At 62.6% G+C, this 13,828-nt stretch carries 10 protein-coding genes; 4 read left to right on the top strand and 6 right to left on the bottom strand.

Annotated features, from left to right (window positions below):
* Positions 1-190 precede the first annotated feature (190 nt).
* The gene (locus J3P96_RS07405; protein ID WP_305499392.1) at positions 191-1,543 is read right to left on the bottom strand and encodes a dicarboxylate/amino acid:cation symporter; all 1,353 of its coding nucleotides are present in this window, start codon (positions 1,541-1,543) and stop codon (positions 191-193) included.
* A 334-nt stretch (positions 1,544-1,877) separates the two neighbouring features.
* Between J3P96_RS07405 and J3P96_RS07400 the strand changes: the two genes are divergently transcribed.
* Positions 1,878-2,876: an AraC family transcriptional regulator gene (locus tag J3P96_RS07400; protein ID WP_434656312.1), complete on the top strand. Its 999-nt coding sequence runs from the start codon at positions 1,878-1,880 to the stop codon at positions 2,874-2,876.
* 158 nt (positions 2,877-3,034) lie between these two features.
* On the opposite strand, the gene J3P96_RS07395 is transcribed toward J3P96_RS07400, so the two are convergent.
* From J3P96_RS07395 to J3P96_RS07385, 3 genes are all read right to left on the bottom strand, one after another.
* Complete coding sequence (locus J3P96_RS07395; RefSeq protein ID WP_434656311.1) at positions 3,035-4,381, bottom strand: ATP-binding protein; 1,347 nt, start codon at positions 4,379-4,381, stop codon at positions 3,035-3,037.
* Complete coding sequence (locus tag J3P96_RS07390) at positions 4,378-5,055, bottom strand: response regulator (protein ID WP_434572398.1); 678 nt, start codon at positions 5,053-5,055, stop codon at positions 4,378-4,380. Before J3P96_RS07390 ends, J3P96_RS07395 begins: the two co-directional genes overlap by 4 nt.
* A gap of 94 nt (positions 5,056-5,149) precedes the next feature.
* Positions 5,150-5,749, bottom strand: a complete 600-nt coding sequence (locus J3P96_RS07385; protein ID WP_434656309.1) for a hypothetical protein — start codon at positions 5,747-5,749, stop codon at positions 5,150-5,152.
* 142 nt (positions 5,750-5,891) lie between these two features.
* On the opposite strand from J3P96_RS07385, the gene J3P96_RS07380 reads away from it, so the two are divergent.
* A complete protein-coding gene (locus tag J3P96_RS07380) occupies positions 5,892-6,680 on the top strand; it encodes a dienelactone hydrolase family protein (protein ID WP_434656307.1) in 789 nt (262 codons plus the stop codon).
* 107 nt (positions 6,681-6,787) lie between these two features.
* Positions 6,788-7,513 carry a 4'-phosphopantetheinyl transferase family protein gene (locus tag J3P96_RS07375; protein ID WP_434656305.1) on the top strand — a complete coding sequence of 242 codons (726 nt, stop codon included), beginning with the start codon at positions 6,788-6,790 and terminating at the stop codon, positions 7,511-7,513.
* A 143-nt stretch (positions 7,514-7,656) separates the two neighbouring features.
* Here the strand turns inward: J3P96_RS07375 and J3P96_RS07370 are convergent, their stop codons facing one another.
* Both J3P96_RS07370 and J3P96_RS07365 read right to left on the bottom strand, forming a co-directional pair.
* The gene (locus J3P96_RS07370; protein ID WP_434629008.1) at positions 7,657-9,267 is read right to left on the bottom strand and encodes an ATP-binding protein; all 1,611 of its coding nucleotides are present in this window, start codon (positions 9,265-9,267) and stop codon (positions 7,657-7,659) included.
* Positions 9,264-9,986, bottom strand: coding sequence for a response regulator (locus J3P96_RS07365; protein WP_434601592.1), 723 nt, complete (start codon positions 9,984-9,986; stop codon positions 9,264-9,266). Before J3P96_RS07365 ends, J3P96_RS07370 begins: the two co-directional genes overlap by 4 nt.
* Positions 9,987-10,860: 874 nt before the next feature.
* Here J3P96_RS07365 and J3P96_RS07360 point away from each other — a divergent pair.
* On the top strand, positions 10,861-13,752 hold the full coding sequence (locus tag J3P96_RS07360; RefSeq protein WP_305499377.1) for a ribonucleoside-diphosphate reductase subunit alpha: 2,892 nt from the start codon (positions 10,861-10,863) through the stop codon (positions 13,750-13,752).
* Positions 13,753-13,828: the final 76 nt, after the last annotated feature.

The following is a 13,828-nucleotide window of genomic DNA, read 5'->3' as shown; positions in this document are numbered from 1 at the left end:
GGGAGCTTGCTCCCGCTGGGTTGCGAAGCAGCCCCAGGATCTATCTGCCACCGCATAGCTTCAGGTCATACGCAGGGGACTGCTGCGCAGTCCAGCGGGAGCAAGCTCCCTCGCCACAAAAGCGCCTCACCTGGAAAATGCGGCGCAACAAAAAACCCGCCGAAGCGGGTTTTTCGTTGCAGCCTGAAGCTTACTTCACAGCGCCTGGAGCAGCGGATTCAGCCGCGACAATCTGCGCTTGAGCGATCTGCTCGTCATCTTCACGCACGTCGGAGATACCGCGACCACCGGAAGCCAGTTCGGTCTGCAACTGGTCTTCGTCCAGTTCCTTGACCCACTTGGCAACCACGATGGTAGCAACGGCGTTACCGACCAGGTTGGTCAGCGCACGAGCTTCGGACATGAAGCGGTCGATGCCGAGGATCAACGCCAGGCCGGCAACCGGCAGGTGGCCCACGGCCGACAGGGTCGCCGCCAGCACGATGAAGCCGCTACCGGTTACGCCGGCAGCACCTTTGGAAGACAACAGCAGCACCAGCAACAGGGTGATCTGATGCGTGATGTCCATCGGGGTGTCGGTGGCCTGAGCGATGAACACCGCAGCCATGGTCAGGTAGATCGAAGTACCGTCGAGGTTGAACGAGTAGCCAGTCGGGATCACCAGGCCCACCACGGACTTCTTGGCACCCAGGCGCTCCATCTTGATCAGCATGCGTGGCAGGGCCGATTCCGACGAGGAGGTGCCCAGCACGATCAGCAGTTCTTCACGGATGTAGCGGATCAGCTTGATCACGCTGAAGCCGTGGGCGCGGCAGATGGCGCCAAGCACCACCAGCACGAACACCACGCAGGTGATATAGAAGCAGATCATCAACTGGCCCAGTTGCACCAGCGAACCGACACCGTAGGCACCGATGGTGAAGGCCATGGCACCGAACGCACCGATCGGCGCGAGCTTCATGATCATGTTGATGATGATGAACATGACGTGAGCGAAGCGGTCGATGAAGTCCAGCACCGGCTTGCCGTAGGCACCCAGGCGATGCAGGGCGAAACCGAAGAGCACCGAGAACATCAGCACTTGCAGGATGTCGCCGTTGGCGAAGGCGCCGACGATGGTGTTCGGAATCACGTTGAGGATGAAGGCAACGATGCTCTGGTCTTTACCGGCATTGATGAAGCCGGCGATCTTGCTGGTGTCCAGGGTCGACACGTCGATGTGCATGCCGTTGCCCGGCTGCACGACGTTGACCACGACCAGGCCGATCAGCAGGGCAATGGTGGAAACGATTTCGAAATAGAGCAGTGCATAGCCGCCGGTCTTGCCGACCGATTTCATGTTCTGCATGCCGCCGATGCCGCTGACGACGGTACAGAAAATGATCGGTGCGATGACCATCTTGATCAGTTTGATGAACCCGTCACCGAACGGCTTGAGGGCAACGCCGGTCTGCGGGTAGAAGTGGCCGAGCAGAATGCCGATGGCAATGGCTACGATCACCTGGAAATACAGGGATTTGTACAGTGGCTGACGAGTCGTCATGGCAAACCTTCCTCAAGAGTCCCGTGTGACAACATCCACCTGTTGTCCACGACACCTCAATTGCGAACCCTCCTGCACTGGAGGGATTTGTTTTTTGTCGGCTGCACGCGGCAGACCTGTGTATGGCATCGCAAGGCCCGTGCCATTTTTACGAAACGTCCTACAAGTGCCGGGGCAGACGGCGTTTGCTTCTTACCTGGAAATTAAACGCACGCCCAAACTTGGCGGTTTTCCGCCAACCTCCCGCGTCACGTTCCTGGATTTGGCGGATATCCGCCTTGTCGAGCCCCGACGCCCTGTTACCATTCGTCCGCTCAACGGACGGATTTGTGCCATGCGCCAACGCACCATCGCCAGCCACTTCGCCCGCGCCGCCCTGGGTGGCGCGCGTCGCCAGGGGTTCGACTACGTTCCCCTGCTGCAGCAACTGGGGATCAGCCCGGAGCTGCTGGACGAGCCGCGCGCGCGAATCGCCCCCGAGCAATTCGCCCGCCTGTTGCAGGCATTGTGGGTCGCATTGGCGGACGAATACCTGGGATTTGGCCGGGCACCGAGTAAACCCGGGACGTTCGCCATGATGTGCCACACGTTGATCCACTGTCGGACGCTGGGCAAGGCGCTGCAGCGCGGCCTGTTGTTCTACAGCCTGTTCCCCGACGCCCCGAGCCTGACCCTCGAAGCTGAAGGCGAACGGGTAAGACTGAGCCTGGACGAGTCGACACTGTGTGATCCCGACCATTTCCTGGCCGAAAGCCTGCTGGTCATCTGGCATCGCCTCGGCAGTTGGCTGATCGGCCAGCGGATCGGCCTGGAACAAGCGACGTTCAGCTATGCCAGGCCAAGCCACGGCGCGGAGTACGACTTGCTGTTCCCCTGCCCCTTGGTCTTCGAGGCGCGAAGCAGCAGCCTGTTATTCCATGCCCGCTACCTGGAAATGCCGTTGCTCCAGGACGAGCGAACCCTCAAGCACTTTCTCGAACGCTCCCCCGCCGACCTGCTCTCGCGCCCGGACGATGGCCACAGCCTCACCAGCCAATTGCGGCGCCTGCTCAGCCGCGACACGGCGCGCTGGCCGGACCTGGACACGGTCGCGGCGCATCTGCATATCAGCTCGCAGACCCTGCGCCGGCATCTGCGCGAGGAAGGCACCAGCTTCCAGGAGCTCAAGGATCAGTTGCGGCGGGATATCGCCATCTACCACTTGGGCCGCGCAGACCTGTCGTTGCAGCAGATCGCCGAACAGCTGGGGTTCTCCGAACCGTCGGCGTTTCATCGGGCGTTCAAGAAGTGGACGGGGGTGACGCCGGGGGCTTATCGGGAGCAGGAGAACTGAGTGGTGACATCGAACTTCTGTGTATCTACTGGCTCCTGTGGCGAGGGAGCTTGCTCCCGCTGGGCTGCGAAGCGGCCCTAAAAACTTGCGAGCGCTGCGCACTCGAGCGGGAGCAAGCTCCCTCGCCACAGGGCCAGTGCAAACACCAGGGATCCCAGTCAAACCACCGAAAAATGAATCCGGAACGCCGCCCCGCCCAGCTCTGAATCTCCCAGCGTCAACCGGGCGCCATAGCTCTCGATGATGTCTTTTACCACCGCCAGGCCGATCCCCTGCCCCGGATGCTGGCGATCCAGCCGTTCACCCCGCTGCAGGATCCGCGCACGCTGGTCCGGTGGCACGCCCGGGCCGTCGTCCTCGATGCTCAACTCCGTCCCGCCGAGCGTCTGGTGCACGCTCACCCGCACGTGCCCCAGGCACAGCCGATAGGCGTTTTCCAGCAGGTTGCCAAGCATCTCCAGCAAGGCGCCCTGCTCGATCGGCACCTGGCAATCCTCCGGCAGGTCGAATTCGACCTGCACGCGCTTGTCGCGATAGACCTTGTCGAGGGTGTCACAGAGGCTTTGCAACACCGGGCGCAAGGGCACCTGATGGCGCACCAGGCCGCTTTTGCGCAGGCTGGCGCGCTGCAATTGGTAGCCGATCTGCTGACTCATGCGCTCGATCTGGGTTTGCAGCACCCAGGCCTGCCCACGGTCCTCGGGACGCCGGGCCATGTCCTCGCTGACGCCTTGCAGCACTGCCAGCGGAGTCTTGAGGCTGTGCGCCAGGTCATCGAGGGAGTCCCGATAACGGCTGCGCTGCTCACGCTCGCTGTGCAGCAGACGGTTGAGCGAGCCGGTCAGGCGCAACAGCTCGCGGGGATGCGCGGTGCTGAGGCTTTCGCGGGTGCCGGTTTCGATCTCATCCAGCTCCTGGCTCAGACGGCGCAACGCCCGCAAGCCCCAGGTCAGGCCGATCCACAACAGCGCCAGCAGCACCGCCAGCGCGGCGCCGAACCCCAGGTAAAGGTTTTCTCGCAGGCCTTGCAGCGTCATTTCGTAATCGTGCACCGGCTGCAGGGTGACGATACTGAACGCCGCGCTCTGGCCCCCGAGCAGCTTGACCTCGACGTCGTAGACAAAAAACTCCTGGCCGTTGTCCTCGCGGATGCGCGCAAACTGGTTGCCCAGCCCGTCGTAGCGCGGCGCGTAGTTGATGTGTTCTTCCTGGGTCGCCTTCGAACGCCAGACCAGCCGCCCCTCGCGATCATAGATGTAGCCCAGCAGGCGGGCATCGGCGAGGTTGAAGCGCTCATCGGGCAATTGCACCGGCATCTTCAGGCGATTGTTTTCGACCCGGGCGGCGGAGATCAGCGTGGTCACGTCCGAAGCCAGGCGCTGCTCGATGGATTCCTGCAAGGCCAGGCTGAAGGCGCCCTGCATCGCCGGCAGCAGCGCCAGCATGAACAGCACCGCCAGGGTCATGGCGGCCAGCATCAACCGCAATCGCAGCGAACGAATCACTGGCAGCGCTCGTTGAACAGGTAACCCAGGCCACGCACGGTATCGATCGGCTTGAACCCGGCCGGGGCTTCCAGTTTGCGGCGCAGGCGCCCGACCAGCACTTCGATCACATTGGGATCGCGCTCGTCGTCATCGGGATAAAGCTGCTCCATCAGGCGATCCTTGGCGACCACCTGCTGGTGATGGCGCATCAGGTACTCGAGGATGCGGTATTCGTAGGCGGTCAAGGCCAGCGGCTCGTCACCGAGGGACGCCTGCTTGCGGTTGAGGTCGAGCAACAATGGACCGGCCACGATGGTCGATTGGGTGAAACCGCTGGAGCGACGCAGCAGGGCATTCAGCCGGGCTTCGAGCTCTTCGAACTGAAACGGCTTCACGACGTAGTCATCGGCCCCGGCAGCCAGGCCTTCGACCTTGTCCTGCCAGTTGCCGCGGGCGGTCAGGATCAGGATCGGAAAGGTCTTGTCCTGCGAGCGCAACCGGCGAATCAGTTCCAGGCCGCTGATACCCGGCAGGCCCAGGTCGATCACCGCCAGGTCGTGATTGAATTCGCCGACCTGGTACAAGGCCTCCTCGGCATTGGCCACGGCCTGGACCACATGGCCGCTGTCGGTGAGACGGGTTTGCAAATGGTGGCGCAACAACGCTTCGTCTTCGACAACCAATAGTTTCATGGGCCTCTCCCAGGCGAATCAAACAACCAATTTCCAACCAAAGGCGCCGGATCGTACGCGCCGATCCGGCTGCATTCCATCATTGCCTTGCCGCCTAGAACGTATAGTTGGCGGACAGGTAGGTCTGGGCGCTGCTGGTCAGGTCCAGCGATCCCACCTTGGCGCCATCGCGCGGGCTCATCTCGGTGCTGGCATTGCTGCGCAGGTAACGGTAACCCAGTTCCACCGAGGTGTTTTGCGAAATCTGCTGCAGCACGCCGCCTTGCAGGCCAACGGCATAGCCGATATCGCTGTCGCGGCTGAAGCCTGGGGAATCCTGGGTCAACTTGGTCAGCCCTGCCGTGCCACCTCCGAACAATTTGGTGCTGGCGGTCACCGGATAGAACAGATCGTAGCTGCCCAGCAGGTTCTCCTGGCGCAGCTTGATTCCGTTGTGGGTGCCCGATACGTTGTCGTAGGTGGCGTAGTAGCGGCCCTGGTCATTCTGCCGACCCAGGCGCAGGCCGTAGGTGGTGTCCTTGCCGATGATACCGTCGGCGTTCGGGTTGTTCAGCGCGCTGTCCAGGGCACTGGATTTCTTGACCTTGTCGCTGGTCTGGCCGAGGGTCAGGCCAGTGAAGTTGTCATCGGCATGGGCCAGGGCGCTGGCGCCCAGCACGGTGAAGGCCAGCAGCAGCTTTTTCATAGAAGTCATGGTCAGGTTCCTTGTGATGCGGTGGTTGTGTGAAGTCGCAGCCACGATATCCAGGGGTCCCTGAACCCCTCTTGAACGTTCTCTGAACCTGGGCTGAATGAATCGGCTAGTCTGTTCCAACAAACTTTTAAGGAGATCGATCATGCGCAGGTTGCTTGCTGTTGTACTTCTGGCCTTGAGCGGCGCGAGCCACGCCGCCATCCAGACCCAGGAGATCCCCTACACCAGTGCCGACGGCACGAAGCTGATCGGCTACTACGCCTATGACGACGCGGTCAAAGGCCCGCGCCCCGGCGTGGTCGTCGTGCATGAATGGTGGGGGCTGAACGACTATGCCAAGCGCCGCGCCCGTGACCTCGCCGGCCTGGGCTACAGCGCCCTGGCCATCGACATGTACGGCGACGGCAAGAACACCGAGCATCCGAAGGACGCCCTGGCCTTCATGCAGGCCGCGCTCAAGGATGGCAAGGCGGCCAGCGCGCGCTTCCAGGCCGGCCTCGACCTGTTGAAGAAACAACCGCAGACCGACCCGGACAAACTCGCCGCCATCGGCTACTGCTTCGGCGGCAAGGTGGTGCTGGACGCGGCGCGCCAAGGCGTTCCACTGGCCGGCGTGGTGAGTTTCCACGGCGCGCTGGTCACCAACACGCCGGCCACCCCCGGCAGCGTCAAGGCCAGGATCCTGGTGGAGCACGGCGCGCTGGACAGCATGGTCACCGAGGACAACGTCACCGCGTTCAAGAGCGAGATGGACAAGGCCGGCGCCGACTACAAGTTTGTCAGCCTGGAAGGCGCCAAGCACGGCTTCAGCAACCCCGACGCCGACCGCCTGAGCCATGGCGAACATGGAGGGCCGGACATCGCCTACAACAAGGAAGCTGACGAGAAGTCGTGGGCGGATATGCAGAAGTTCTTCAAGAAGATTTTCTGACACATACCGCGCCTGTGGCGAGGGAGATTGCTCCCTCGCCACAAAAGCCATCCCGCTCAAGCCGCTCCCACTACCCAGGCGCAAGCCAACCCGGCAAAATGCCTGGCATGAACCCACTCCCTGCCCTGCCCGCCTGCTGTTCGCCCCTGGATGACCAATGGCTGCTGCCTGACGCCCTGCCCGATACGGTGCTGCTCAGTACTCGCTTCGATCCGCTGTTGCTTGTCGCTGACGATTTTCCCAACAGCGCCATCGAGCCTCCGGCGAGCATCCGGCGTTCGGTAGCCAAGCGTCAGGCGGAGTTTCTCGCCGGGCGGATCTGTGCCCGGGCGGCACTGCTGCGGCTCGACGGCCAGGCCGACGTGCCGGCCATCGGCGAAGACCGCGCCCCGGTGTGGTCGGCCCATGTCAGCGGCTCGATCACCCACAGCACCGGCCGGGCCGCGGCAATCGTCGCGCAAAAACGGGATTGGCAGGGGCTGGGCATGGATCTGGAAAACCTCCTCGACCCCGAACGCGCCGAGCGCCTGGCCGGTGAAATCCTCACCCCGGCGGAACTGCTGCGCATGGCCACCGCGCCGCAGGATGACCGCGCATTGCTGGTCACCCTGACTTTTTCGATGAAAGAAAGCCTGTTCAAGGCGCTGTACCCCATCGTCGGGCAGCGTTTCTACTTCGAGCATGCCGAAATAGTCGAGTGGTCCCACTCCGGGCAAGCGCGGCTGCGGTTATTGACCGATCTGTCGACCGAGTGGCGCCATGGCAGTGAGCTGCAGGGGCAGTTTGGCGTGAAGGATGGGCAGTTGTTGAGCCTGGTGGGCGTCAAAGCCTGAGATTTGTATTGGCCAGAATGCCGCCTTCGCGAGCAGGCTCGCTCCCACAGCTGAATGCATTTCAAAATGTGGGAGGATGGGCAGTTGTTGAGCCTGGTGGGCGTCAAGGCCTGAGAGTTGTATTGGCCGCAATGCCGCCTCTCTCAAGACCGATCCTGATGCCTCGGCCAGCTCAAGCTGAAACACGCCCCGCCCAAGCGCTTGCTCTTGCCGATCAGCGCCCGGCCGTCGTGCCAATGAATGATCCGCCGCACAATCGACAGCCCCAGCCCATGGCCGCCCGACGCGCGTGCGCGGCTGTCGTCCAGGCGCAGGAATGGCTTGAACACCCGCTCCCAGGCCGCCTCCGGTACGCCCGGGCCATCATCTTCGACGTCGACCCGACAGCGCAACTGGCCGACCTGGTAACTGACGGTCACCTGGGATCTGGCGTGGCGCATGGCATTGCCTACCAGGTTCTGCAACGCCCGATGCAAAAAGCGTGGCTCGGCCTCGACCCAGGCGCCGTCGCAATCGGCGGCGGACAGGCACAGACCGCGTTCCACGGTAACCCCGGCGCGCAACGGGCCCAGTTCTTCAATGACCTGGTTGACCAACGCATCCAGGTCGACCCGTTGGAAATTCAACGCCGGCGACCCTTGCTCCAGCCGCGCATACGTCAGCATTTCATCCACCAGCCGATCCAGGTCTTCGATGTCGTGATCCATGCCGGCCAGGTACTTGTCCCGGGCCTCGGGCGTGCTGGCGCTGCCGAGCATTTCCAGGCCGAAGCGCAGGCGCGCCACCGGTGTACGCAGTTCATGGGACACCGCGCGCACCAACTCGCGCTGGATCGCCAGCAGTTGCTGCAAGTGCTCGGCCATGCCGTTGAACGCTGCTGCCAGGCGCCCGACCGAGTCAGCGCCCCGAGCGGGTACGCGGGTCTCCAGGCTACCCTGGGCGATCTGGGTTGCGGCCGACTCCAGGCCACGCAGACGCCGCTCCAGCTGGCGCACCAGTAGATAGACAATCAGGCCGATCAGGCTCAATCCGAGCGCGGCGATCAGCACCAGCCACTCGGGCGGGTACGGATTCATCTGGTACAGCGGGCCGATTTCCAGCACCCACGGCGTCCCCACCATGCCGGCGAACACCCGGATCGAGTCGGCCCCCTTGCCCAGGGCCATCACCGTGTCGCCCTCGGCCACTCGCCGGCGCTGGTCGTCGTCCATGTCCGCCTGCTCGACAGTCATCAGGCGCAGGTCGAAACCGAAGCCTTTTTCCTGCTTGAGTTGCGCCAGCCGCTCGGGTTGCTCGGCCACCGGATAGCGCACCAGTTCGTCGGCCAGCAGGTAAATGGTCGCCCGGGCCAGTTGCTCGCTGATCTGGCGAACCTCCCCGACCAGGGTCAACTGCTCGCCATCGCTGACCAGCCGATAAACCTTCGCCGCATGCGGCCCGATCTGCTCCACCAGGACCTGCCCGCGCAACACCCGGGTGCGCTGGCCCAGGTCGAGGTCGGTCTGGCTGAACGTCTGCAACGCCAGCGGAATGCCCAGCAGGCGCTCCCACACCGCCAGGGCCCGGCGTCGTTCGGTGTCGTTCATCGGCCGCAGGTTGTCGGCCATCAAGGAAAACGTGCCATGGGCCAGGCGCTCGCGGTATTGCTCGCCGCGCGTCTGGTTGAGCAGGTGCAGCGCCAGCACGCCAAGCACCGCTACCAGAACCAGTGCCGCGCACATGCCGCCATAGATGCGCAGGAAGATGGAGTTCACGGGGTCGCGTCTACGCAGGCTTCAGGGACGAACAGGTAGCCTTTGCTGCGGATGGTCTTGATCAATCGAGGATGGTCCGGGTCGTCGCCGATCTTCGGACGGATGCGCGAGATGCGCACGTCGATCGAGCGATCCTGGCCGTCATAGCCGATACCGCGCAGGGCGGTGAAGATTTCCTCGCGGGACAGGATGCGCCCGGCGTTGGACACCAGCAGCCAGAGCAGGTCGAATTCGGCGCTGGTCAGCTCGATACCGTTGCCCTGCAACCAGGCTTCGCGCAAGGCGTTGTCCACCACCAACGGGCCGAACTCCAGGCGCCGCTGCTTCGGCGCCGCGGACGGCTCCGGCTCGCTGCGTCGCAGCAGGGCCTGGATGCGGGCCAACAGGACGCGCGGGCGCACCGGCTTGCAGACATAGTCGTCGGCGCCCAGGTCCAGGCCCTGGATCTGGTCGGTGTCGTCAGCCCGCGCGGTGAGCATCAGGATCGGCCCGTCGTAGTGCTCGCGCGCCTTGCGGCAGATGCTCAAGCCATCTTCGCCGGGCAGCATCAGGTCGAGAATGACCAGGTCCGGCTGCTCGTCGATGATCCGCTGGGCCGCCACCGCGCCATTGCCCTCGATGGCGACGCGCAGGCCGTTGCTTTCCAGGTATTCGCGGGTCAGCTCGGCCAGGCGCTGGTCATCCTCGACAATCAATATCTGCCAGGCTTCTTGTTCCACGGAGGGGCCTCGTCTTGTTGTAGCTATAAAAAGAAGGGTAAGCACAACCCTGCGGCGAGGGGATTTATCCCCGCTGGGTCGCGAAGCGGCCCCCTGCATACCATCTGAAACACTACAGTCCTTTTGGGGCCACTGCGTAGCCCAGCGGGGATAAATCCCCTCGCCACAACCACCCGCTTGATACGGACCCTCCATCTTTTTGTCATATCAAAGGAGGATCATCGCGCTCATGCACCGGCCGATTGTATAAACGGCGGCTGCATGGAAAACAAGCGGACAAATGCGTTCGGTCGAGCCGGATGTGTGTGGTAACGTGCGCGCCCGCAAAAACACCAAGCTGTTTTCGGCCGGTCGAAATCGTTGAAAAAAGGCTCGCTCCAGCAAGGTCGCGGCCTACAGAGCAGTTCCACGTTTCGCACACAAATTACGCACAGGCTTATCCACAGGTAGCACGTTGATTCATCCCCCAAAACGCATTATCTTGTAGCCCGCCGCGCAAAAAACCCTACATGTAGGGTTTCAGGCCAAAAACCAAACACAAGTCGGATAGAGAATTCAAGCGCTTTTCTTGCCTCTGTCTTGCTGCAACAGCGCATTTTTCCAAACCAGACCGCCCCTGCGGATGGCAACTGTTTCCAAGGTCGAAAACGACCGGAACGGTACGGGTGTTGCAGTCCTTTGCTGCCCACCTTGGCAAACCCGGTTTCGAGCCCAGGCTCGCGACCCGAGAACTTCGGATGGAAGCGGCGCCACCGGCCCGCTTCCTACTGTCCCGAAGTTGTTATACCCGGCGCCAGCCGGTTGTAGTGCTTCAGGACGGAACGGTGGGCACCGTGATGGTGCCCAAATAAACATAGAGAACGTGGAGACACCCATGCACACCGACACAACTCGCGAGAACCCGCAGGGCACCGCGCCGCTGGCCGCTGATTCGAGCCCGGATCTGTCCGCCACCGCGCCTGGCCAGCTGCGCGTGATCAAGCGTAACGGGACTGTCGTTCCTTACACCGATGACAAGATCACCGTCGCCATCACCAAAGCGTTCCTCGCAGTTGAGGGCGGCACCGCTGCCGCCTCGTCGCGAATCCACGACACCGTGGCCCGCCTGACCGAACAGGTCACCGCGACCTTCAAGCGTCGCATGCCGTCGGGCGGCACCATTCACATCGAAGAAATCCAGGACCAGGTCGAACTGGCCCTGATGCGTGCCGGCGAGCAGAAAGTCGCCCGCGACTACGTGATCTACCGTGACTCCCGGGCCAAGGAACGCGCCATCCGCACGCCGGCCGACGCACCGGTCCAGGCTCACCCTTCGATCCGCATCGCCCGCGCCGACGGCAGCCTGGCGCCACTGGACATGGGCCGCCTGAACACCATCGTCACCGAAGCCTGCGAAGGCCTGGAAGAAGTCGACGGCGACCTGATCCAGCGCGAAACCCTGAAGAACCTCTATGACGGCGTCGCCCTCAAGGACGTCAACACCGCGCTGGTGATGACCGCCCGGACCCTGGTGGAGCGCGAGCCGAACTACTCGTTCGTGACCGCCCGCCTGCTGATGGACACCCTGCGCGCCGAAGGCCTGAGCTTCCTGGAAGTTGCCGAGAGCGCGACCCACCACGAAATGGCCGACCTGTACGCCAAGGCCCTGCCGGCCTATGTCGCCAAGGGTATCGAGTACGAATTGCTGAACCCTGTCCTGGCCGAATTCGACCTGGAAAAACTCGGCAAGGCGATCAACCACGAGCGCGACCAGCAGTTCACCTACCTGGGCCTGCAAACCCTTTACGACCGTTACTTCATCCACAAGGATGGCGTGCGTTTCGAACTGCCGCAGGTGTTCTTCATGCGTGTGGCCATGGGCCTGGCGATCGAAGAGAAGCAGCGTGAAGACCGTGCCATCGAGTTCTACAACCTGTTGTCGTCCTTCGACTACATGGCGTCGACCCCGACTCTGTTCAACGCCGGCACCCTGCGTCCACAACTGTCGAGCTGCTACCTGACCACCGTGCCGGACGACCTGTCGGGCATCTACGGCGCCATCCACGACAACGCCATGTTGTCGAAATTCGCCGGTGGCCTGGGCAACGACTGGACCCCGGTTCGCGCATTGGGCTCCTACATCAAGGGCACCAACGGCAAATCCCAGGGCGTCGTGCCGTTCCTCAAAGTGGTCAACGACACCGCCGTTGCGGTCAACCAGGGCGGCAAGCGCAAGGGCGCGGTCTGCGCCTACCTGGAAACCTGGCACATGGACATCGAAGAGTTCATCGAGCTGCGCAAGAACACCGGTGATGACCGTCGTCGTACCCACGACATGAACACCGCCAACTGGATCCCGGACCTGTTCATGAAGCGCGTCTTCGATGACGGCAAGTGGACCCTGTTCTCGCCATCCGAAGTGCCAGACCTGCATGACCTGACCGGCAAGGCCTTCGAAGAACGCTACGAGTACTACGAAGCCCTGACCGAGTACAACAAGATCAAGTTGTTCAAAGTCGTCCAGGCCAAAGACCTGTGGCGCAAAATGCTCTCGATGCTGTTCGAGACCGGCCACCCATGGCTGACCTTCAAGGACCCGTGCAACCTGCGCAGCCCGCAGCAGCACGTGGGCGTGGTCCACAGCTCGAACCTGTGCACCGAGATCACCCTGAACACCAACAAGGATGAGATCGCGGTCTGCAACCTGGGCTCGATCAACCTGCCGAACCACATCGTCGACGGCAAGCTGGACACCGCCAAGCTGCAACGCACCGTGAACACCGCCGTGCGCATGCTCGACAACGTGATCGACATCAACTACTACTCGGTGCCGCAAGCGAAGAACTCCAACTTCAAGCACCGTCCGGTCGGCCTGGGCATCATGGGCTTCCAGGACGCGCTGTACCTGCAGCACATCCCGTACGGTTCGGACGCTGCGGTCGAGTTCGCCGACAAGTCCATGGAAGCGGTCAGCTACTACGCGATCCAGGCTTCCTGCGACCTGGCCGACGAGCGCGGTTCGTACGAGACGTTCCAGGGTTCGCTGTGGTCCCAGGGCATCCTGCCGCTGGACTCGCAACAGATCCTGATCGCCCAGCGTGGCCAGAAGTACATCGATGTCGACCTGAACGAATCCCTGGACTGGGCTCCGGTTCGCGCCCGTGTGCAGAAAGGCATTCGTAACTCCAACATCATGGCCATCGCACCGACCGCGACCATCGCCAACATCACCGGCGTGTCGCAGTCGATCGAACCGACCTATCAGAACCTGTATGTGAAATCGAACCTGTCGGGCGAATTCACCGTGATCAACCCGTACCTGGTTCGCGACCTCAAGGCTCGCGGCCTGTGGGACTCGGTCATGATCAACGACCTGAAGTACTACGACGGTTCGGTACAGCAGATCGAGCGCATCCCGCAAGAACTCAAAGAGCTCTATGCCACCGCGTTCGAAGTGGACACCAAATGGATCGTCGACGCCGCCAGCCGTCGTCAGAAGTGGATCGACCAGGCTCAGTCGCTGAACCTGTACATCGCCGGCGCTTCGGGCAAGAAGCTCGACGTGACCTACCGCATGGCCTGGTACCGTGGCCTGAAAACCACCTACTACCTCCGTGCCCTGGCCGCCACCAGCACCGAGAAGTCGACCATCAACACCGGTAAGCTGAACGCGGTTTCCGCTGGCGGCAACCACGGTGACGATTCGGTCCTGGCTGCTCCAGCCGGCCCTGCGCCAGTGCCAAAAGCCTGCGCCATCGACGAGCCGGATTGCGAAGCTTGCCAATAAGCTGAGCGGGTGGGCGCTGAAAGGCGCCTGCTGAGGAAAGCCCCCGATAGACCAACTGGTTTATCGGGGGTTTTCT

The sequence above is a fragment of the Pseudomonas sp. R3-56 genome, from assembly GCF_051132075.1.
Taxonomy (GTDB): domain Bacteria; phylum Pseudomonadota; class Gammaproteobacteria; order Pseudomonadales; family Pseudomonadaceae; genus Aquipseudomonas.
Note: the sequence above shows the minus strand (reverse complement) of the source record. Positions and strands in the feature narration are given on the sequence as shown.

Coding starts and splice junctions, on each gene's coding strand:
- J3P96_RS07390 (WP_434572398.1), bottom strand. CDS start 5,055: ATGAAACTATTGGTTGTCGAAGACGAAGCGTTGTTGCGCCACCATTTG.
- J3P96_RS07375 (WP_434656305.1), top strand. CDS start 6,788: ATGAACCCACTCCCTGCCCTGCCCGCCTGCTGTTCGCCCCTGGATGAC.
- J3P96_RS07360 (WP_305499377.1), top strand. CDS start 10,861: ATGCACACCGACACAACTCGCGAGAACCCGCAGGGCACCGCGCCGCTG.
- J3P96_RS07385 (WP_434656309.1), bottom strand. CDS start 5,749: ATGACTTCTATGAAAAAGCTGCTGCTGGCCTTCACCGTGCTGGGCGCC.
- J3P96_RS07380 (WP_434656307.1), top strand. CDS start 5,892: ATGCGCAGGTTGCTTGCTGTTGTACTTCTGGCCTTGAGCGGCGCGAGC.
- J3P96_RS07400 (WP_434656312.1), top strand. CDS start 1,878: ATGCGCCAACGCACCATCGCCAGCCACTTCGCCCGCGCCGCCCTGGGT.
- J3P96_RS07405 (WP_305499392.1), bottom strand. CDS start 1,543: ATGACGACTCGTCAGCCACTGTACAAATCCCTGTATTTCCAGGTGATC.